Raw genomic sequence first — 21,290 nt, 5'->3', positions numbered from 1 at the left:
TTACGAGGAAGTGCACATGCCGCTCGCGGAGGGCACAATGCTGCTGCACCCCGAGCGCGCGCTGCTCAAGTGGGAAGGCATGAGTAGCCGTTCCGATATCGGGCAGATCTGCTACCTGAGGCGTGACACGTCAAGCTCGCACCGCGCGCGACGAACTTTCGATATCCTGAGCTTCAGCATCGAACGCGCCAGGGTCGTACGCCTGCTGTTGACGCAGCTTTCCGGGCGTATGACCCTTGGCGCGATGCGTCCGGCGACGATCTCGATAGCGCTGCGCGTCGTGCTTGATTTCGTCAATTGGGCCGACAGGCAGGGCTTGCATCAGGTGCTCTGTGACGAGAAGGCTACGGCGGAGGCAGTTCATCGCTACTTCCACGAGAAACGCGAACAGGTTTCGCTGGGCAATCTGAACCGCAATTCCGTCGGCCACGATCAGCGTAATCTGTTGTCGATGCTCCGTGAGTTTTTCGGAGACGACGACTTCTGCACCGACGCGAGGGTGCTGCGCCGCCAACTGGATGCCTCTGTGCCGACTGCTGTGCCTGACGCCGAGGCACAAGCCGCCCTGCTCGCGTGGGCTGACGCGCTCTTCACCAGCATCAGCACCCTGGTGCTCGACTTCAAGCCGTACCCGGTGCGCGTGAGCACGGCACGGGGCGAGAGTCTTTGCCTGGTTCCGCACAGACACCACCGTCGTGAAGACGACAACTTGCACGGCCACCTGCTTGGCTGGAACCTCGAGACCGGGGAGCTGCGCACGCGGGAAGAAATCGCGACGCACATGGCTGCGGCAGGCGCTAAAGATCCTCGTGCGCGTGCGTGGATGATCGCCTCGTTTTCGGCTAAACATCTTAGGGCTGCGAACGAGGACGTGCAGTCAGCGATCCGTCGCTCGCACGCTTCAATGGCGACCCTTTGCTTCGCCGCGCTGTTCCTGGCCGAAACGGGCGTCAACCTCGCGCAACTGCTGGCCATGAAGTGGAGCCCGGAGCTTGTCGCGAGCCTGCAGGATACGTCGGTTGTACGTCAGACGTTTCGCGAGATCAAGTACCGTGCAGGCGGGAAGGATGTCACGTTCACCGTCTCGCTGGGCTTCATGCCGAAGCTCAAGACGTATCTGGCCTTGCGAGAGTATCTGGTGCAGAACGCAGACTGCGACGCGTTGTTCATTCTAGCCGGGCATTACGCAAAGCGACGACGGCCAATGGGTCTCCCAACTCAATTTCTGGCTCAGCTTTACAGTCGACTCGATACGCTCGGGATCGTGCTACCGCGCATTACCGCACGTCAGTGGCGTGCGGCGAAGCAGGATTGGGCGGTGAGCAACCACGACCCTGTCGTCGCAGCCAGACTGATGGGCCACTCGTTGGCCACGGCGCTGCGCTCATACTCGAACGGCACGGACGCCGCGCACAAGGCCGAGATGGGCGCGTTCCTCGCTTCGGTCGAGAAGACCGTGCTGAAGCCCGGCAACGACCCGGCGGGCAGCATCAGGAGCGCGGTGGGCGTCTGCATCGAGTTCCACAAACCTGTGCCGATCGCGGCTTCAGTCACCGTGCAGCCTGACTGCCGCTCGACCGAAGGGTGTCTCTTCTGCGACCAGTACCGCGTGCACGCCGACGCCGCCGACATCCGCAAGCTGCTGAGCTGCCGTCACTGCGTCAGGCTCGTGAGCGGGCGTGCTGACTCGATCGAGCAGTACGACACATCGTTCGGCGCCGTGCTGCGGCGCGTTGACTTCCTGCTGGATGAGCTGCGCAAGCGCGACGCCGCGCTGGTCGATCAGATCGAGCATGACGTTGATATCGAAGGGAATCTGGACGCTTTCTGGTCGGCCAAGCTCGACCAGCTTTACGAACTGGGAGTGGCATGAACAACACGCTGATCACGCCGATCGCAGAGCGCCCCGACTGGTATCGGATCGAGGATGATACGGTCGTCACGCGCGACCAGGCTGGGAACGCCGTTTCGCTGTTTGGTGACGACGCCTGGGACATCGGCGCATACGCGATTGGGCCGCGTAGCACCGGCCTCCATTTTAGGGGCCACCTGCCTGACGGCGTGAACCGTGCTCTTTCAGAGGCGACCACGCGTCAGTGGAAGCAGGTCATGTACTTTCTGATGCATGAAGCAACCGATATGGTACCGGCGTCCAGTACGCTTCAGGCTCGTTCAGTTTATCTGAGGGAATTCGCATTCTTTGCCGCCGAACGGCAGCTTGCGCTCTACGAGGGGCTGTCCAATGTCCCCGTTGTTCTGGACTATGTGGCGCAAGCGGGGATGGAAAGGAAGGCCCAACGCCTTCATTCGATTCTGGTGCAGCTTCACCGTCTGGGCGTCGGGACCACTGGGCTGTGTGTGCCGCTGGCCCAACTGCATAAGCCTCTGCTCGAACGCTTCGCGCAACGCGCTGAATACGCACAATACCCTGTCATCCCGACGCGGATCTACCAGCACTTCCTGTCGACCTGTGAGCATGACCTCGGCGTCGCTGAGGACGTCGCTGACATCCTGTCGGACTACCTCGCACGCGTGTACGCCGGCGAGAATCCAGACGTCTCTGCAGCGGTGACAACGAATGCTGCGCACTTCGGGTGCAAGGACTCCCCTTACGTCGTGTCGTCGCTTGTGGCATCGATCCGCGCGCTATGCCAGCTTGTCATCCTGGCATTCACTGGCATGCGCGCGAGGGAAGCGGAGAACCTGCCGTACGACTGCCTGAGCGAGGCCCGTCTGGATGGCGTGATGCACTACGCCATCGAGGGCGTCACAACCAAGCTGTCGGGTGGTCGTCCGAGGCGCGCGCGCTGGGTGACCAGCCCGCTCGCCGCTCGTGCCGTCCGGCTTGCGCAGCGGCTGTCGGGCGAGGCTCACCGTGCGCACGGCGCACCGAACTACGCCGAATCAACGGACGGGTCACACCTGCTGTTCTGCCGGATGGGTCTGCGTTATGGGTACGTGGCAAACCGTGGCGCGAGTACCCTGCATCTCGATGTCGAAGCGTTTCGTGAGCGCGTCTTCCCGACGATCACGGTCGAGGACATCGCCGAACTGAAGCGTGTCGACATGCACCGCGCGTGGGAAGACGAACCGAAGTACGCGCCCGGGCAGCAGTGGCCGTTCACGCGCCACCAGCTTCGCCGGACCCTGGCTCTCTACGCGCATCGGAGCGGACTCGTGACACTGCCGACGCTCAAGCGTCAGTTGCAGCACATCACGCAGGAGATGAGCATGTACTACGCCCGCGGCTCGGCGTTCGCGAAGGGCTTCATCGACACCGACAGGACCCACTTCGCGAAGGAATGGGCCGAGGCACAGCACCTGTCCGGGTACCTTGCATATGCCGAGCAGGTGCTGTTCTCTGACGAGCGGCTGTTCGGCGGGCACGCAGCGTGGACGCAGAGCCGTGCCGTGCAGGCCTCGCCTGTGTCGGTCTACTCACGCGAGCAGACGGTGAGGATGTTCGGGAAGGGCGAACTGGCGTACCGAGAGACGGTGCTGGGCGGCTGTGCCAGCGTCGAACCGTGCAAGTCGACACCGCTCGACTGGATGCGTCTGGATTGCCTTGAATCGAACTGCCGCAATCTCGTCGTCGTGCCGTCAAAGCTTCAGCGCGTGATCAAGGCGCAGCAGGCTACGGTCGAGAAGCTACGCGCGGTCGATGAGGCGAGCGTCGAATATCGTATCGAGACCCAGACGCTGCAGCGACTGCTTGATGCGCAGGAGAAACTGATCAAACCGGAGGAAACATGAGCGACGCCATGACCGATTACTACGCCGCCCTTGAGCGGCTGAAGAAGCGCAAGGGTGCGCGTATCAACAACGACACCGTGGCGATCGAGGCGGGCCGCAAGAAGGGCAGCATCAAGAAGTCGCGCCCGCAGTTCGCTGAACTGATCGAAGCGATTGACGCGGCCAACGCCGTAGCCGGGCGACCGAATCTCGAACTGACCGACCGTCTGAACCGCGCGAAAGGCGACGCGAAGGATTTGCAGGCAGAGCTTGACGAGTCGCTGGCCCGTGAGCTCGCACTACTGCGGCAGGTGTTCAGCCTGCGCAAAGAACTGGCCGCGCTGCGTGGCGGTAGCGTCCTGCCCTTACATTCGAGCTAGATCGAGATGGACACTCCGACGATCGTTCTGTCCACTTTTTCGGCCAGTCTGATGGACACGTGGCAGACAGCTGATCCCAGTATTTTCAAGGCTCCGGCTGATGTCCATTGTTTTTCTCTTGCGCGTAACAATGGAAGCAGCAGCTATCAGATGATCGCCGGAATGTTCCGCTGGGCGTGCCAGAACGGCATCGTGTGCGGCAACGTGCTGAACGATATCCGCGTCCCTCACAAGGGCGACGTTATTCGTGATGTCATTGAAGGCGCATTCACGGTGCTGAAAGGATTCGAGGAACCGACCAGGCAACGCGAAGCCATGGCAGCGACCGTACTGGATGACGGCGAACAGGTTGCTTTTGCCCGCGCAGCGCTTGCGCTGCGCTACGAGGCAGACAAGCCTGCACCAGTCACGGAGCAACAGCTTCTTACGCCGCGCCGTGTTGAGGATCGTGCACCCGACCTCTGGACCACTTTCAACCGGCTCCAGGAAAACATGATTCGCGGCGGGTTGCACGGTCGTAATGAAAACGGCAGAGCCACGACGACCCGCGCCGTCACCGGGATCGACCAGAACATTCGGCTGAATCGGGCGTTGTGGGTACTGGCTGACGAACTGCGACGCCTGCACGGCTAACCGGCTCGCCCTGACCCACGAGTCGGGGCCGCTCCTCCAACTGGGGATATCGAATGGACACGCTGAATATGCGCCCTACCTGGCTCGCCGCTCTACTTCCACTGCTGGCTGTCTGGCAGTACGGAGACCGTGACAGCGTTCGCGGTGAACTCTACCGGATGGCCATGTCGGCCGATGCAGCAGCGCATTCCGCCGAAGCGCTTAGGCGCATCGCCAACATGCTGGACCGGGATGGGAGCGCAACCGAAATGCAGTGCGACGAGTTGCGCGCGATTGCCCGCGTCGCACTTGCTAACTTCGATCGCGTTCCGCCGTCCGCACCCGTCGCGATGCTCATGGAACATTTTAGCCAGCTTCACTGACCGCGAACCAGAACGCTCTTCTATGCCCGCGCCAGGGTCGCGCGGGCCGGCAAGGCAAACATGACGAGGATTTTGACCGTTGGTGAAAATAGAACGTGCTATCAACTACAGGCATGCGCGAGAAGTCTCCAGCAATGACGGCGCGCTCTGTGCAAGGGCGCGCATTCTCGCTGATGTATACGGTCTGATGATCCATCTGCGCGCGCGGAATCGGTTCATGTCTCGCGGCTGAATCCCAAACAGTTCGAGGCAATCTGTATTGCGCTCGACTATATGCGCCCGCCCTCCTGAGCACAGGGAATGTCCGGCGGCGGAATTACTTGTCCACATCAGCGTGGCTGCGCTGTCCACCCTCCTGCAAGCCACAAGGACGGATAATCATGGCGGTATCGCGCGCGCCGCGCGCCCGGATCGAGGCGCACGGGGACCCACGCAGGATGCGTGGGAGAGCGCCGACGCGCCGCGGATCGCGGCGTGACGAGCCGGCTTGGGCCAGTGTGGGCCACCGGCCGGGGTCGTCAAGCGCCTGCAGGGCGCGTGTATCCCCCGCGGCGAAGCCGTGGGGGGTGGATAACAACCGGAAAATCTGATGAGTGAAGAACCGTTTATCAAGGTGCGCAGCGAGTGCCTACGTCCCGCCGTCTATTGGAAAAGACCGACGGGTGCCGAGATACAGGAGGTTGTCAGGCTGGCAGGTTTTACGGGGCGACTCGCTGCCGATTACCTTGATCTCGCCGATAAGAGCGGGCGCCAGATTCGCAAGTGGATCAGCGAGGAAGCCAGGATCCCGTATGCAACGTGGGCGCTGCTATGCCACGCCGCTGGCCTTGGCAACATCTGGGAGATCGATGTCGACGAGCTTCGCCGTGCCCGCAACGATCATCCGGACGAATAGCGCCGCGACAACGCCCGCTCGAATAGTAATGCCTAACACTGGCGAGGCGCACGGCCTAACAAAAGCGAATGGCAATCCCATCTGTCCGTCGAGGAAAGTCGGGACTTCGTCGCGTTCGACAGCAGCGTGGGCACCGTCAGTCAGTCACAATCCATCTCGTCATGGTCACTGGCGAGCGCGGTTCTCACGACACCCCATAGGCGGATACCATACGTTCTCGCCCAAGCGTCGTACCGGCGGCGTCCCGCTCAAAGATGGTCAGCCTGACCGAAACGTTTGCGGGTAAGCAACTACCGCAGGCTTTTGACGCAACCGTCGTGGTTAGAGCCGAGCACCGAGCTTTGGGGCCGGCCACGTCGAACCAACGCGCATCGCGTGGCCTCACATTCGAGGCAGTTCGGGTGAACCTGACTGTATGCCTCGCATTCCTCATCGCGGCAATCATCGCGATTTAGTACAAAAGCCAACTGGGCGGGGCATAAGCACGCGGGTGCCGACGATTGCCAGTTGCTACAAATTACGTAATATTCAATACACTCCATCCAACACCAGCGAGTAGGAGCCGCCGAGGCGGCCTTTCGGGCGAATTTCGTCACGCAGTGATTGATTTTCCTGTGAAACAATTGACCGAAAATCCGCTGAAAGCCCCGCTGCGTATTGCTTACCGCCGGATTCAAACCTTTACGCAGATGTTTCACGAAACCGAATTAAGGGGTCACTCGTCCATCAGTACATTTCAGGGATTTGCTTCCGGCCGCCACACATCTGAGACAACATTCATAGTAGTCCGAAGTAAAATACCGTACGTGTATGGCCTTCACCGGAATCGATTTGTCGGCCGAGGCCGTGTAAAAACGCGCAGAGCGGCGGACCGGTGACGCCCAGTTGGACGCCCAGTTGCTTTTGGTCGAGGCGTAGGCAGATGAAGTGATCGTGTTTTACAGGCAAACAGCGTCGGCGCGCGAGTTCACGCGCCCGCCAGCTTCATTGCTCGCAACGTCTTTGCGAACCCGAGGATCCTGATGACGCGCTTGAGGTTGTAGGCCAGCACGTGCAAACTCATTTCAGCGCCGACATGGCCAAGTCCGCGCGTCTGGAAGTGCGTCGATCCCATCCAGTGCTTTAGAGTGCCAAACACGTGCTCGACTGTCCGCCTCCGTGTCGTCATCGCGTCGAGCTGGCGATCCAGTCTGGACTGCATCGATTCAAGTACCGCTTCATGCTCCCATCGCCGGATACGCCGGTATTCAGCAGGTGTGCATTGGCTTTTCATCGGGCATCTCGGGCAAGCGCTACTCCAGTACGTCCGCAGCTCCAGTAGATTGGCGCTTTCGAAGGAGGTGTATCGGTATATCGCGCGCTGACCCGCTGGGCACAAGTATTGGTCATCCCGGGCAATGTAGATGAAGTCGGCCCGGTCGAATCGTCCATCAGCCTTGGCGCCTGAGGTTTGTGTTCTCGGCACCAGCGCCGCAATACCCGCGTCGTCGCAAGCCTTGATTTCCGTTGCATTGAAGTATCCACGATCGGCCAGTGCCTTGAGGCTCTTCTTTCCCATCGCATCGCGCGCGGCCTTGGCCATCGGGCTTAGCTGCGCGCGGTCACTACCGACGTTCGTAACTTTGTGCGTCACGATGAGGTGATGCTTCGTATCAACAGCAACCTGAACGTTGTAACCAACAACGCCGGTGCCTTTGGCTTGTGACATCATCGAACGTGAGTCGGGATCAGTCAGCGAGACCTGTTTTCCCGGTAAATCATTCAACAGCTCTGCGGCCCGATCCAGATCGCGCATCTGCTCGCGCAGCGTCTCGATCTTTTCCCGTAGCCGCTCGGTTTTCGCTTCCACCTCGACTGGTTGCGTACGATCAGCCGTCTCAAGAGCATCCAGATAACGCTGAATGCTTTGTTCGATCTGTTCTTGCCGCCTTGCAATCTTGTTGGGCGTGAAGTTATTGTCGCGGCTGTTGACCGCCTTGAACTTGCTGCCGTCGATGGCGACGGCAGCCTGAGCGAAGAGCTTCAGGTCGCGGCATATCATCACGAAGCGTCGACATACATTGCGAATGCCGGCACCATTGCTACGTCTGAACTCGGCAATCGTCTTGAAGTCCGGCGCGAGCCGACCCGTCAGCCACATCAGTTCGACATTGCGCTGGCACTCCCGCTCCAGACGTCGGCTCGACTGCACGCGATTGAGATAGCCGTAGATATAGAGTTTGAGCAGAACGGCCGGATGGTAAGACGGTCGGCCCGTAGTCGCGGGCGTGGTGCCCTCGAATCCCACGGAAGCCAGATCGAGCTCGTCGACGAATGCATCGACTATCCGGACGGGATTGTCTTCGGCGATAAAGTCTTCGAGACATTCCGGCAGCAGCGTTGCCTGATTGCGGTCCACACCTTCGACAAATCGCCCTATCTTTGCCTCTCGAGCCAACGGGTTGATTCAGTCTAGGCGATCGACGCGTTTTTACACAGCCTCGGCCATGAGCTGTCTTACTATCGCTTTAGCCGACTGCCGAAGATTGACCCGACGATTCCCGACGCCCTGATGGGCGAACTGTTCGACCAAGACGAATGGGGCGAGAACCAATTTCGCGTGCACCTAGGGCGCGCATCCACGAACTGTCCGAAGTCACGCCCGCGTCTGCTGTCATCGTTTAATGCCACTCAACGGCGGCGCTAGTATGTCGGAAGCGGTCCGCCACGCATTTGTGGGCCCCGTGCTGATCACGCCTGCTCGATGATCTACTGGCATCGACGAAGCTCCTGAGTGTGTGCCAGCCAGCGGCAGCCAGATCCGGCAGATTATCGCGGGCATCGTCATCTCCGTTCTCTGTTCAACTTAAGCACCCGTCGTCCTCAGGAGGGAGATGAAAAAAGAGCGTCGTCGCGAAGGCGCTCAACCGTGGCTTGACGGCCAGCCCAACGAGGCGCTGCATCGCGCCTATGAAGGGTGGCGCGTCCTTGCTCACCCGGCGCCGATCGCAACGATACGCGGCAGGCGCGCCGCGCCCGAAACCATTAGACGGCGCACCTGCCGAGCCTCAGACTCGGCGGCATTTCGCGGTCCGAGCTGCACGGGCGTGACGACACGCGGACCCTCGAGGACTACCGGGCGAGGTTTGACCCGGAGGGCGTCTACGGTGAGGCAGAGCTGCCGGAACGCTACCCCGCAAACTTCCCGCAGCAGGCATCACTGCGTTGACCTGACGTTTGCCCCGGAACTGCCGCCTGCTTGCCCGTCAGGGGGCAGCACTTAAGCGCTTGGAGCGCACTCGCAGAGGACCCGACGCAGGACCATCCCGTCGGGGGTGGGTTCGAACTGGGCATTGCCCCGGAGCTACAGGCGGCGTGCGTCGCGACGCCAACCGACCCGCTGATGCTGATTCAGCAACGCCGGCAGCGCTGGTACACCGACGCCGCGTTTCGCGCTAAGCGGCAGCACCTCGCCGACTGTCCGGATCTGGATGTGGACTCACAGCGCGCAATCCTGTCGCCGCGCGGAGTTTCCGACCGCAGTCGGCACCCGGCCCCCCTGCCCTGATGCGCCCGATGATCCTGTCCGACGTCGCACCGCTGTAGGCGTTCGCCGTCCCGCCAGAACTTGACGTCAGCGCTGGCGCCAGAAGGCGCCGAACTCACTTCCGACGTCGACGCGATCCGTGGCTGTATACGCGTTGGGGGCGATTGCTGCAGGCACACACCACGCGGCCTTACAGGCGAGTACTAGAACGGTTGCTAGCGCGGACCGTGGTCGCAACGGGCAAGCTCGTTTCGTCGCTCCCCGACAGCGACATTGACGCAGCTATCAACGGGTTCCCCAGCCGGGTGAGTGCCGGATCGGGCACATCAAGGTGAGCGGTCCGACCCAGCGGGCTGCCCGTTAGCCGGTTCAGTGCCAAAGGCAAACGACGAGACCTCCCGGAAAATACGGTCGGCCCCGTCCGCCTAGCTGGTGAAAATGCGCTGCCCGCTGGCCGATCCGTTCGACGCGCGGCGGCACGATCTGAAGTGGATACGCATGGTCGCACGCTCACCCACGCCCACTAGGCTCCAGGCTGCAAGCGTTCAGCGTTGGATACCGCACATGCGCAGCATGGCGACTGCTCCGTTCTGCGCTTCGCCTACGTAACGAGCGCCTGTCACGCGGAACTGGCTCGCGCCACACTCGACTCATTCAACAGCAAGGGGCTCGGCGGGGTGCGGGAAGACACCTGCTCAGCCAGTTCGAAGGAGCGAGTAGGACAGCGCGCTAGGTGCCGATACCGGAGCGGCTCAGGTACGCGCTGCGCGGCCCTATGCCGTTTAACGTCGAAGCCGACCGCGCAACACGCCGTTACTGGCTTGCGCGACCACCGCGCGCGCCATCACAGCCCTGGGGTCGGCTATTACTTGCGGGGCTTCGCGCAGGCGGACTTGCAGGTCGAGCGCAGCTATTTCGGAGCTTCTGCAGACCTATGGCGGGCCTGCACCCAGTAGTTGCGCAATAGCCACGCAAACTATTCGGCTCAATACGAGTAGTGACCTGCGCGACCTTAAAAAGCCGGTTGAGCCAAGCAAGTCTTGGAACGACTCAACTTTTAGTTCATAGTCGGTGCGATCAACCGTGTCAACATCACGAGGGCAGACGCCATCGAAGAAGTGTGCCTTTTAGGCACACTCACAACTCCGATTTCAGATGGGCTCCTCGATTCGACCAGTTATCGCGCACGAGTAGTGGGGTGTGCCTAAAAGGCACACCCCACTTTCCTTCGCTGAGCGGGCACCCGTGCGAATGGGCCCCAACCAGAGTGATTTTTACCCGCGCCCCCAAAAAAAGAAAAGCCCGCTTAGCGGGCTCTCATTTTTTTGTTCGCTTGAACGTCAGCTCGGATCGCCAGTGAACAATTCGCTAATCACCTGACGAATTCTCGCCTCTTGGACATCGGAAAGAATCCCTGCCTTGATCTTCACAGTAAATCCATTCACGTCCTTCGTAATACTCCCAGCTTGTGCGCTGCCGGAGAAAAACTTCTCGATTTTTCGGTCGGTGGCCGTTGCACGCGAGCCTCGACGCGCTACCAGCGCACCAACTGCTCCGGCGAACTTGGACTGATCAAGACTTCCGGCGACGAGATCGGACCACAGATCCTGGGCCGCCTTGATGCCTTCGTCACCGTGCTTCTTTAGCGAGGTTACGATCGCATCTGCAGCATTGCTCCCGAGCAACGTCGGGTTCAAATCCAGGTCACGCGTTATGAAGTCGGGGAGGCCCCCGAAAGCCATGTACTTATAAAGACCGCGACGGCTCAGCCCCACAGCCTCGGCGAGCCGGGTACGGTTTGGAAACTCCTGTTCCGAAGCCCGGAGGGAAACCGAAATCTCGTAGTCGGTTAAATCGTCCCGGCTGATGTTCTCGACCAAGGCCAAAACCGACATGTCCTGATCCGAGCACTCGACTACGACGGTCTTGATGGTCTCCATGTTCAACAGTTTGTGGGCGCGCCAGCGGCGCTCACCTGCAATAATCTGATAGCCGGACTCTGCACGACGGACCACAATCGGTTGAAGCAAGCCGGTCTCTCTGATTGACTCGGCTAACTCTGCCAACTTTTCTTCGCTGAAGATCCGCCGCGGTTGCCACGGATTCGGCACGATCTCAGAAATAGGAAGCTCCGAGTTAGCGCCGCTGGCTTCCAGCTCTTGCACGCGCAGTTGAGCAACAGCCAACGCGCCTGCCATCCCCGGCGCGGTCTCGGTACGGGCGGCTCTGCGGCTCGCGTCCGGCGTCCGCTCAGCGGTTGAACGAACCCCTGCAGTCTTGGCCAATAGTTCTTCTCGGAGTTTACTCATGATGCTTGCTTCCATTGTTTGATGAACTGTTCGTCGACCCATCGACAATAGTCGATAAGCGGCTGACGAACACGTTGCAATGACTTCGCCTGGCTGTGCGTGCTGCTGATGTCAAATACCGTTGTGAACGCTAGGGCCCCCGAACTCATCACAGAACTCGCCGGAACCTCAAAGGGATCAAGCCACTGACGGTAGGCTCCTTGCGCCCAAGTTCGGACGACCGGCGCTGAAGAGGTTGGGCCGTAGTTGACACGCGTCAGCAGTACCGAAACAAAGTCGTACTTCTTATCAGCCTCGAATCGAATGAACGATTTCGCAACGTCCGAAAACAAACGCCAGAATGACAACGAGCTAAAGAAGTCGAGGTTCTCCGGCACCATCGGCATGACCATTGCATCGGCCGCCATGAGAGCGTTGAGATTCAGGTACGAGAGAGACGGCGACGTGTCGAGAATGATGTAGTCGTAGTGCTTGCGCAATGGCGCTAGGCCATCGCGCAGCACCCGCCAGAACTTAAATCCTGGCGTCCGCATTTGCATCGCTGGCAAGTGATACTCAGCCCCAACCAGCTCCGTGTGTGCAGGAATAATGTCGAGGCCATCCCAATACGTCGACTGCACTCGACTGAGCAGCCCACCTTCCACATTCTGGTCGTATATGTAGGGCAGTACCGTGGCCTCAGGGAAGACCTCTTTTTCGGCATAGAGGCCACACAACTCAGAAAGCGATGCCTGCGGATCGAGGTCGACCACCAATACCTTTCGGCCCCGCAACGTCAAGCCTTGCGCCAAGCACATGGTAGTGGTCGTTTTTGCGCTACCGCCTTTGAGCTGGGAGGTGATAATGACCTTCCCTTGAAAATCGTCGCTTGGTCCGGCTACGAGCGGCGTCTGGTAGATGTCGGAGATACGCTGAACCCAAGCCCGCGCCTCCGCCAGAGTAAACTGACGACTCCGGCTTCGGCCTGTCCCAGTACTTTGCCCTTCCGGCAGAACACCGTCGCCTTTCGAGATCTGGTATTGCACTTGATTGCGCGTCAGCCCACACATCTCGGCAATCTCACCGGTCGTAAACACTGGCGGGTTTTTTCGAGGCCGAGGGGCCAAAATCTGATCACGCAGTTCGCTTGCGTAATCCGTCACGACCTCAGCGAAATCGCTGATCTCTTCAAGAGTGACCGTGCGGTCGATTGGAAGTGGTTGACTTACATTGGCCATTTTCAGAGTTTTCCAGCAAAAATTGGGCTAAACGCAGAATACAGCAATTGACGGAAAAACTGGTGCATTCACCGCACCCTTCCGCGAAATATCGCTTCCCCGACTGCTTGATTCCATTTCTTTTAGGCTTCCCGCACGGTAGTCCACTGCAAAAATGTAGAACCAGAGTACAAACCGTCTCACCCTCGGGAAGGGCAACCTGAACCTAAGGTGAGAGATTTTGTACAAATTTTGGGCGCGCAGGGGAGCACTGTAAGCAATTCATCCACCGAATCTGCTTCAGCACCCTGCGTGGAGCAGGCTTGTGCCCGGAAGGTGAGACAATTTGTACCCTGACGCGCCCAAATACGCGCCCCTTGCGGCCTCTTGTCATCAGAAACACGCTGTCAAACACGTATTTTGTTAGCGAACGGGTGAAACTGCGACGCCCTGACCCTGATGTCTTGCATTGTTCGTTAGTCGTTTTTATATAAAGCAACACACAGACAAACATACAGCGTTTCCTGTATTTCTTTTAAATTCAGATACTTAAAATTAAAAGGTGAGATCTGTTGTACCTTGGGTGAGAGATTCTGTCCCTCAATGGTGAGAATTGATGTTCCCCGCGGTGAGAAAGTCTGTCCCAGAGCGGTGAGAGATGTTGTGCCGAGTCCGAGAAGTGTCCTGGACGACCATCATTCCCTGTGGAAAACTGAAAAAAGATAACTAAATCCAGCGACTTAGCCCACGTAGCAAGGCCCGAAGGTGAGAGATTTTGGGCTCTACGGTGAGAGTTCCTGTTCGGCGAAGTAGATCAGAAGCTTCAGGTGAGACGCTTTCTTGGCTATCTCACCATGCCGTGCTAGAGTGCGCTCATTCGGGGCGAGAACAACTGGAGTGAGGGGATAGGCGATGGCCAGCAGCATTGAGAGAAGTGTGACACCACTCCAGTATGCGCTCGACCTTTTTGTCGAAAGCGCTCCGGCTCGTCGTGGCATCCACGAGCTTGAAGCGAATTCGGACATCGGCTACCAGAAAAATCAGGTTTTCGCGCGGATCGTTGGCCTAGGTTTATCCGCGAGGCGGTTCGTTGACGCTGCCTATTTCATTGTCGCTCAAGAGGCAGAGATCAAGGAGGCTTACGACGTGACCTTGAGCTTCTTTAAGTGGCTCATGCGCTACGACAGCAAGAATCGAGAGCACTTTTCAAACGTCATACGAAGCGTCAAATCATCAATGCTTGAAGTCACCAGCGCTCCGGTCATCTCCGTTGACCAGAAGGGTCGACTTATCGAGGACGTGAAAGATGACGTGGATCTTGATGATGATTCCGTTCCCCCCGAGCGGAACGGCGAAAGTGCGGTCACGTCAACCGAGGATGGGGACTGGCTGGAGCTGATTGGCCGTGTGAGCGTACGTAACGGCCGCATCCGATTCAGGGTGCCGATTGAGCTTCAGCGGCTCATAAAGGACCCTCAAAACTCGTATTGGACCAGCCTCCTAGTAACCTCCAGGTTCACCGTCATTTACGCGCGCGCCATCTACGATCACGTTTTGCCGACGTTGTCATCCGGCACCACCGGCTGGCTACCGATCGAAGTGGTCCGAAACCTGCCCGGTCGCTCGTGGGCGAATCATGCAGAGTTCAAGTATTTCAAGCGGGATTATCTGGAGCCCGCGGTGAAGCAAATCAATGAGCTTTCGGACATTGATCTGTCGTACGAGACAAGGGCGGGCACGCCCGGTTCACGCAAGCAAGACCAGATTCGACTGCGTTTCAAACGCAAAGAGGGCGCCTTGGCAGTAAAGGCGGCGATGCTCAATTCCGTAGCACTTTTCCAGACGCTTCAAAACGAGTTCGGACTGAGCGACAAGCAATTCGAGCGAATTGAGAGTAACCGCGCGACATGGACGGACGATCGCATTCAGCAGGCGATCGAATACACCCGCTGGACAATCAGGCAAGGCACTAAGGTCAAGCGAGCGTCCGCCTATCTTATGAAGTCGCTTGCAGAGAATTATCGGGTAGCGGATGCTGACAAACAGGTGGAAGCAATTCAGCAGCAACTAGCCGTACAGTCGGTTGCAGAGAACGACGCGAAGGAAGCGGCACGCAATGCTGCGGTAGCGAGTGTTGTCGCCGCCGATAAAGCCGCCGACCAACGTCGTTCCGAAGAAATCCGCAATGCGCGGGAGACCTTCGCCGCTCTAAGCGGCAAGGAGCGCGAAGGGTTTGTACGAAAATTTACTGCTCATAACAACAGTCTCGGCATTCGCAGTATCGAACGCCAGGGGTTAAAGCCCGCGGAGATCAACGAGGCAAACGTATTGCAATGGCCCAGCATCGCGGATACGTTCTGTCTGTTCGTGGCTGGCGAACTGCGCAAGGCGAAGCGGACAAAGGCGCCTGCTGCCTAAGTTCCAGTCTCCTACCGAACACGAAGATCAAGTTCGCAGATTTGCAATTCGCGGTTCGAGTGATCGTCTTCGTCATCCTCTTCCCGCGAGCGGCGCTCTGTAATTGAAGCGCTCCGTCGACGCAGGTTGATGACGTCGGCACACTCTCAACTCGAAGGGTGGGCGCCCATGTATCGATTCGAAGAGTACGACCTGATCATCGACGCGCGCTGCGAGCGGGAATTTGCGGAGGATCATATTCCCGGCGCAATCAACCTGCCGGTCGTCAACAACGACGAATACGCGGAAGTGGGAACCTTGCATCGGACCGACAAGATGCAGGCGTACCTGATCGGTGTGGCGTATTCGCTCAAAAATATTGCGCGCCACCTCGAAGGCGTGATCGCGAAGCGTCCTCGCCGCGACAGAATCCTCGTGTACTGCTTTCGCGGTGGAAAGCGGAGCCGTCTATGGTTCGACGCTCTCGATACGATCGGTTACAAGGTACAGCGGTTGCCAGGAGGCTGGAAGGGCTATCGTCGTTGGGTCAACGAACAACTGGAAACTTACCCGCGCGAGTTCTCCTATGTCGTGCTTTCTGGTCCGACCGGCTGCGGGAAAACGCGTCTGCTAAACCAGCTCGAGACCGAAGGCGCACAGGTGCTCGACCTCGAAGCGATTGCCGCTCATCGTGGCTCGGTGATCGGAGCGATACCTGGAGTTTCACAACCGACCCAGAAGTACTTTGATAGCTTGCTTCTTCAGAAGCTTTCGACGTATTCCAGGGACCGTACTGTTTGGGTCGAAGCCGAAAGCAAGAAGATAGGTGATGTTCAGCTACCGCCGGCGCTGCTCGAAACGATGCACTCGAAAGGGATTCTCCTGCAGGTCAGTGCTCCCATGGCCGAACGCGTACGGCTTTGGCGCGAAGACTACGCGCATTTCGAAAGCGATCCGGATGCGCTGGTCGAGCGGCTTGCTTATCTACGTAGCCTCGTGGGCGGGAAGGAATTTGACCTTTGGCGTGGTTTGGCTGGAAGCCGAAAGATTCCCGAATTATTCGAACGACTAATGATCGCACACTATGATCCTTCGTACTCGCGCTCGATGAAGCGAAACTATCAAATGCACGCCGACGTACCTCGAATCGAACTCTGTGACCTGAGACCGGCCGTGTTGAATCAGTGCGCTCGGATTCTGATCGGTCGTCTTGGTTGATTTGTGGAATATAACCAAGTTGGCTGGACGAATGCACCTTACCTGTTCAGTAATTGTTTCCGATTTTATTGATTCCGCATATACGGGTAATTTTTCTTCTCTGAAAAATGCCGCGTGAATTCACTATGCTCGGGAGACTATTTCGGAATGTAACAGAGGTAGTGCGCCGCAATATCGGAGCGGTATTTTCATATCAATGCGTCTCGCTCCTACCATCCTGGATAAGGGTGCGTGTCGAAGAAGCGCTTCGGCTTTCCGTTCGCGAGCTAGGACTGTTATGGGCATGCGCCGGTTGCGCCCATGCCACGCTGCGCAGGGCTTCGGGGACGCAGGCACCAGTTCGTGAACTCGCGGGCCGGCGTCGTTCGTCATAAGGAGCGCTGCCCGTACATCGCTAGCCGGATGTGATGCGTGCTCACTGCTGCCTTATCGGCACCAAACTGATGGGTGAGAAACTATGAGTCAGCCAATCAGCATCGTTTGTCCGGCCTGCGGAAACATATTCGGCGATGACCCGTGGGACTGTTTGCCAGAAGACGAGGTTCATCAATTGACGTGTCAGGCATGTCGGGCCCAATTTTTCATGAGCCTGTTCGAATGCGAAGCCTGCGTCTCGGACAATGTAATTACCTCCATGTTGTCGAATGACTGCGTCGATCGCACGTGCAGAAAGTGTGGTTTTCACCCAGGCGCCATTGGTGAGGACTATGAGGAATCTCTTGTTTGAACGTTATATTGCCGCGTCGACCGAACAAGTCGGCATTAGGCTGTACCGCGTCGAAACCGGGTTCATCGCCGAGCGGTTTGTCGTTCAAGGGAAGCAGATGGTCGCCGTGCAGGTACTTCCGATGTTTGAATTGGCTGACTTCGAAGACTTCGCGTCGTCCGATCCTCACTATTCGATGATGCGAGCCATTTATAGCGAAGTGCGGCAGTTGGTGTGGGGAAGGTAAGGATAGTGCAGCGCATGGAGTAGGGTGGCTGTCATGGAATTTAGCGTTGATGATCTCCAGAATGCGGCTGACGAGATGGAATTGATTCCACTCGTTAAACGGACCGTCCAGACCTACGGTGCAGACTGGTTTGTATTCGTCACCTTGCATCCTTCCGACTATTCCGATAGTCGGTCAACCTACCGATTCCTGATCGGTTGTCGCCCCGAATGGTGCCAGCTGTATAACGCAAACCGTTGGTATCTGACAGACCCGTGCCTGGAATATGCGCGCTCTAACACAGCACCCGTGCTAGGTTCCGTGCTGCCGGTCCAGACCGCTGGGCAGCGGCGCATGCTCGTTGTTGCTGCGGAATACGGATTCCGGAGTTTCTATATCGTTCCTGTCCACACGAGTGAGAGAGGGCGCATCGGCATTCTTTATCTTGGGTCCGAGCAGGCACCCGAACAGATGGAGCCACGATTCCACGACGCACGCCCTTTCTATCGCGCGCTGGCAATGGAACTCCTAGATTGGTCCTCGGGTGCCGTGAGGGAAGAAGCTCTACAGACAACTGGCCTGACGCACGAAGAACTTCGGATCTTGCGGCTGGTAAAGGCCGGATTCACCGCCACAGACATTGCCGCTGAGCTGAAGGTATCGTCCATCACGGTCTATCGTCAGTTCCAGCGCATCAATGAGAAGCTCGGCGTTGCACGCATCACTGCGGCAGTGAAATTCGCGGACGAGCATGATCTCCTGGCGTGATAAACCTGGGTGGTACTGGTTGTCGTCGACACTGCCAGCTTCAGCCATCGTCGCTTTTCAGTACGATCACCCATGGGTGTACCTCGGTTGCATGATCGCTGCAATTCTTGTCTTCGATACGATGCTCGGTGAGCATGTCGCCGTGGAAAATCAACAATGCGATGTTGCATCGGCGCGGATCGCTGTTCCCATCGGTTTCATTTGCTTGTGGTTGCTCGCGGTCCTGGATTCGACTTCCCGAATCAAGCAGGTCGCAGTGCCGGAATTTGTGGGCCTTACTGTTGTATGCGGCGTTCTAGGCGCGTTTGTAATGGCGCACATTCACGAGGTGATGCACCGCGATAGCCGCTGGGCAAGAAGAGCTTCCGATGTAGCGATGACACTCGCAGGCTATCCACACTATCGATTGGTACACGAACTGCATCACGCACATGTAGGCGATTCCCAGTTCGGGTCAACTGCACCCATCGGACTGTCGCTTTGGAGGCATGTGGGGCGTTCCTTCGGCAACTCACTGATTGCGGTTCTTGCCGACGATCGCCGACGACTAGCTCAAGGGCGAAAGCGCAGGCTTTGGTTTCCTGTCTCTGTGTGGCTCGGAATGGCGGTGCTATTCGTGTCCTTTTGTGGGCCCCGCGGCATACTGTTCTACGTGGGGCAATGTGCGATCTCTATTTTCGTTGTCGAAACGATCGGCTACATACAGCACTACGGGCTCGTTGATGTCGGTGATCCTGTCGCCTGGAACTGCCATTCGTGGCTGTCAAATCGACTGTTTGTGAATAACGGCCTTCACGCCCATCACCACCTCGAACAAACACTTTCCTATGAGCACCTCAAGCGCGGCGCTGCAATGCTGCCTGCAGGTTACATTCACATGTTCTTCCTCGCGCTCATTCCACCGCTTTGGTTCTCGGTCATGAAACGCCACGCCATCAGAAGCGCTGGCGAATCGCCATAGCATCAACGAGTGCAGAAAACAAGAATAAACACGCCTCTTGAACTTATCAGGGTGTTTCAACGAGAGTGTCAGTGCGGTGTCGATTGAGTGTTGCCTTCGACGAGCGATGTGACAGGTAGCACGACGAAAGTACGTAAGGGGAGGTGGGAATGAGTGACGTCGTTCGCTCGCAGTGTCGATTACCCAAGGAGTTAAACGATTGGTTGGCCGAGCGCGCAAAGCGTGAGTCACGCTCGAAGAACGCGCAGCTGATCGTTGAGCTTCGTGCCCGGCACGCCGAAGTGGAGGGAAAGCGGCTGGTGTGCTTTCGCGCCGTCTGCACACGGTAACGTTCGCACAGGCGCTTAATCCGCGTGAGTGATATGACCTCGCGAGGGCACTTACTTGTCACTAGCGAGCAGTGCCTGTAGTCGCTTAGCGACCGTATCTAATTCTTTTGGGGTCAGCAGGTTCCGCAGGCCGATATGCCCTAGAACCTGGGAGAGTTGGTCGGTTGTCAAGGGCGAGGGAGCAACCTTCCCCAATGCCACCTCGTCGCTTGGTGTTAACAGGGCGTTGCTGAGCTGTGCCACCAATTCGCCGTTTAGAGACCGCCCGCTCGCCGCCGCCGCCGCTTTAAGTTGGAGGTAGACCGGCCACGGCAGCCGGAACTGGGAGCGAAATGTGTCATCCATAGGTGCAACATTTGACACTACGTAGACACCAACGAATAGTGACGAGTAATGTCACTCGTAGTGTCACTATTGAGTGACATATTAAGGCAGGCCGCGTTCACGTACGGAAACGAGTGCTTGATGTCCCTGTTGGAATCCTGCACGGTAGCCAGTGAGGAAAATGGGCATGACTAATGGTTCGCGTCAATCGCCGAAGTTTTCGAGGTTGCCATGATGTCGATAGATTTCGATACTCTCGCACAACAGTGTGCTCCGGCTGTTCATCCGATCACACTCCAGGCGATCGTCCGTACGGAATCCGATTTCAACCCTTATGCGATTGGCATTGTCGGTGGCCATCTTGTGCATCAGCCCCGCAATCGCGCGGAAGCTTTTGCGACGGCAAAAGCACTGGATGCACGCGGCATCAACTTCAGCTTGGGGCTAGGCCAGATCAACAAGGTCAATTTGACCCGCTACGGCCTGACGTACGAAACCGTATTCGACATATGTGCGAATCTGAGCGCTAGCGCGGACATCCTGCGTCGCTGCTACGAACGTGCAATTGAGACCATCGGTTCCGAAGGGCGGGCGATGGGCGCCGCAATCAGCTGCTACTACAGCGGAAACTTCGAGCGTGGATTTGTCACTGAGCTCGATGGTGCGAGCTACGTTTCCCGCGTGTCGGCGAACGCTCAGTACGCGGAAGGTCCAGTAAACGTTGTGCCGGCGATTCCGGTCGTTATGAATCGGCCGGCGGTAATGAAAGCATCTTTGCCGCGGCCGAATCACGTGCGCCGGGCGACAACATCAGGGGACGAAGTGGGAAGTGACCCCGCCTCACGCACACATCCGTCCTGGGATGCCTTTGGGGATTACCCGTGCGACGGTAACTCGTGCAAATGAATTTGACCCCGCCGCTACGCGGCAGTTGATCGATCGCGAACAGATGGAGGAATCATGTGTAGCCGGATCAAGCTCAAATCTTCGAAATCAGTACTGCAGAGAAAATATGTGGCATACGTTGCTGGCTGCCGTGCCACAGGCTATATGCGGATGGCGTTCGTTCTGACCAGCATCACCGGAACCCAACTGGCCTTCGCCAGCGGTCTGGACTCGGCGACGCAGGGCGCGAATACGTTCAAGATCTGGCTCTACACAATCTTGGGAATTATCGCGTCATGTGTGTTGCTCTGGAAGGGCGCGGAATGCTGGGCGGACCGCGCGCACTGGGCAGAATTCGTTACGCTGGGCGGCAAGGTCGCGGTGGTAGGCGCCGTGGTCGGTACTCTCGCCCCGTACCTGTGGAACCTTTTTACCTGAGAGCG

General features: G+C 58.1%; 17 protein-coding genes and 1 pseudogene. 14 read left to right on the top strand and 4 right to left on the bottom strand.

From position 1 onward, the window contains the following. The first annotated feature begins 37 nt into the window (after positions 1–37). The 7 genes and pseudogenes from U5A52_RS34250 (at position 38) to U5A52_RS34225 (ending at position 6,002) form a co-directional block, all read left to right on the top strand. Positions 38–1,873, top strand: a complete 1,836-nt coding sequence (locus tag U5A52_RS34250; protein WP_321938383.1) for an integrase — start codon at positions 38–40, stop codon at positions 1,871–1,873. After that, entirely contained in the window at positions 1,870–3,753 is a 1,884-nt protein-coding gene (locus tag U5A52_RS34245; protein ID WP_321938382.1) for an integrase, read from the top strand. Before U5A52_RS34250 ends, U5A52_RS34245 begins: the two co-directional genes overlap by 4 nt. Next, positions 3,750–4,112, top strand: a complete 363-nt coding sequence (locus tag U5A52_RS34240; RefSeq protein ID WP_321938381.1) for a hypothetical protein — start codon at positions 3,750–3,752, stop codon at positions 4,110–4,112. The genes U5A52_RS34245 and U5A52_RS34240 overlap by 4 nt, the downstream gene beginning before the upstream one ends. Before the next feature lie 132 nt (positions 4,113–4,244). Beyond that, positions 4,245–4,745, top strand: a pseudogene (locus tag U5A52_RS34235) (DUF932 domain-containing protein); the annotation flags it as partial. Between the two features lie 53 nt (positions 4,746–4,798). Next, positions 4,799–5,107 carry a hypothetical protein gene (locus U5A52_RS34230; protein WP_321938379.1) on the top strand — a complete coding sequence of 103 codons (309 nt, stop codon included), beginning with the start codon at positions 4,799–4,801 and terminating at the stop codon, positions 5,105–5,107. Between the two features lie 82 nt (positions 5,108–5,189). Further along, complete coding sequence (locus U5A52_RS43385; protein ID WP_415774093.1) at positions 5,190–5,339, top strand: DUF3717 domain-containing protein; 150 nt, start codon at positions 5,190–5,192, stop codon at positions 5,337–5,339. A gap of 357 nt (positions 5,340–5,696) precedes the next feature. Continuing rightward, positions 5,697–6,002 carry an XRE family transcriptional regulator gene (locus tag U5A52_RS34225; RefSeq protein ID WP_321917290.1) on the top strand — a complete coding sequence of 102 codons (306 nt, stop codon included), beginning with the start codon at positions 5,697–5,699 and terminating at the stop codon, positions 6,000–6,002. 967 nt (positions 6,003–6,969) lie between these two features. Here U5A52_RS34225 and U5A52_RS34220 read toward each other — a convergent pair. From U5A52_RS34220 to U5A52_RS34210, 3 genes are all read right to left on the bottom strand, one after another. Then, a complete protein-coding gene (locus tag U5A52_RS34220; RefSeq protein ID WP_321938432.1) occupies positions 6,970–8,421 on the bottom strand; it encodes an IS1182 family transposase in 1,452 nt (483 codons plus the stop codon). A 2,447-nt stretch (positions 8,422–10,868) separates the two neighbouring features. Beyond that, positions 10,869–11,837: a ParB/RepB/Spo0J family partition protein gene (locus U5A52_RS34215; RefSeq protein WP_321938377.1), complete on the bottom strand. Its 969-nt coding sequence runs from the start codon at positions 11,835–11,837 to the stop codon at positions 10,869–10,871. Further along, entirely contained in the window at positions 11,834–13,054 is a 1,221-nt protein-coding gene (locus U5A52_RS34210) for a ParA family protein (RefSeq protein ID WP_321917287.1), read from the bottom strand. Before U5A52_RS34210 ends, U5A52_RS34215 begins: the two co-directional genes overlap by 4 nt. A gap of 891 nt (positions 13,055–13,945) precedes the next feature. On the opposite strand from U5A52_RS34210, the gene U5A52_RS34205 reads away from it, so the two are divergent. The 5 genes from U5A52_RS34205 (at position 13,946) to U5A52_RS34185 (ending at position 19,309) form a co-directional block, all read left to right on the top strand. Next, positions 13,946–15,451 carry a replication initiation protein gene (locus U5A52_RS34205; protein ID WP_321938375.1) on the top strand — a complete coding sequence of 502 codons (1,506 nt, stop codon included), beginning with the start codon at positions 13,946–13,948 and terminating at the stop codon, positions 15,449–15,451. A gap of 168 nt (positions 15,452–15,619) precedes the next feature. Continuing rightward, positions 15,620–16,648, top strand: coding sequence for a tRNA 2-selenouridine(34) synthase MnmH (gene mnmH / locus U5A52_RS34200; protein ID WP_321938373.1), 1,029 nt, complete (start codon positions 15,620–15,622; stop codon positions 16,646–16,648). 719 nt (positions 16,649–17,367) lie between these two features. Further along, a complete protein-coding gene (locus U5A52_RS34195) occupies positions 17,368–17,601 on the top strand; it encodes a hypothetical protein (protein WP_321938371.1) in 234 nt (77 codons plus the stop codon). A gap of 33 nt (positions 17,602–17,634) precedes the next feature. Further along, the gene (locus U5A52_RS34190) at positions 17,635–18,348 is read left to right on the top strand and encodes a helix-turn-helix transcriptional regulator (protein WP_321938369.1); all 714 of its coding nucleotides are present in this window, start codon (positions 17,635–17,637) and stop codon (positions 18,346–18,348) included. After that, the gene (locus U5A52_RS34185; RefSeq protein ID WP_321938367.1) at positions 18,332–19,309 is read left to right on the top strand and encodes a fatty acid desaturase; all 978 of its coding nucleotides are present in this window, start codon (positions 18,332–18,334) and stop codon (positions 19,307–19,309) included. The genes U5A52_RS34190 and U5A52_RS34185 overlap by 17 nt, the downstream gene beginning before the upstream one ends. Positions 19,310–19,689: 380 nt before the next feature. On the opposite strand, the gene U5A52_RS43380 is transcribed toward U5A52_RS34185, so the two are convergent. Continuing rightward, complete coding sequence (locus U5A52_RS43380) at positions 19,690–19,983, bottom strand: Arc family DNA-binding protein (protein WP_408602520.1); 294 nt, start codon at positions 19,981–19,983, stop codon at positions 19,690–19,692. 210 nt (positions 19,984–20,193) lie between these two features. Here U5A52_RS43380 and U5A52_RS34180 point away from each other — a divergent pair, with 210 nt between their 5' ends. Together U5A52_RS34180 and U5A52_RS34175 are read left to right on the top strand one after the other, a co-directional pair. Then, entirely contained in the window at positions 20,194–20,868 is a 675-nt protein-coding gene (locus tag U5A52_RS34180) for a lytic transglycosylase domain-containing protein (RefSeq protein WP_321938365.1), read from the top strand. A gap of 54 nt (positions 20,869–20,922) precedes the next feature. After that, the gene (locus U5A52_RS34175) at positions 20,923–21,285 is read left to right on the top strand and encodes a hypothetical protein (protein WP_321938363.1); all 363 of its coding nucleotides are present in this window, start codon (positions 20,923–20,925) and stop codon (positions 21,283–21,285) included. Positions 21,286–21,290: the final 5 nt, after the last annotated feature.

It is taken from the genome of Paraburkholderia sp. J8-2 (genome assembly GCF_905220195.1).
GTDB lineage: Bacteria > Pseudomonadota > Gammaproteobacteria > Burkholderiales > Burkholderiaceae > Paraburkholderia.
The sequence above is the reverse complement of the archived record's forward strand: the minus strand, read 5'-3'. Positions and strand labels throughout refer to the sequence as shown.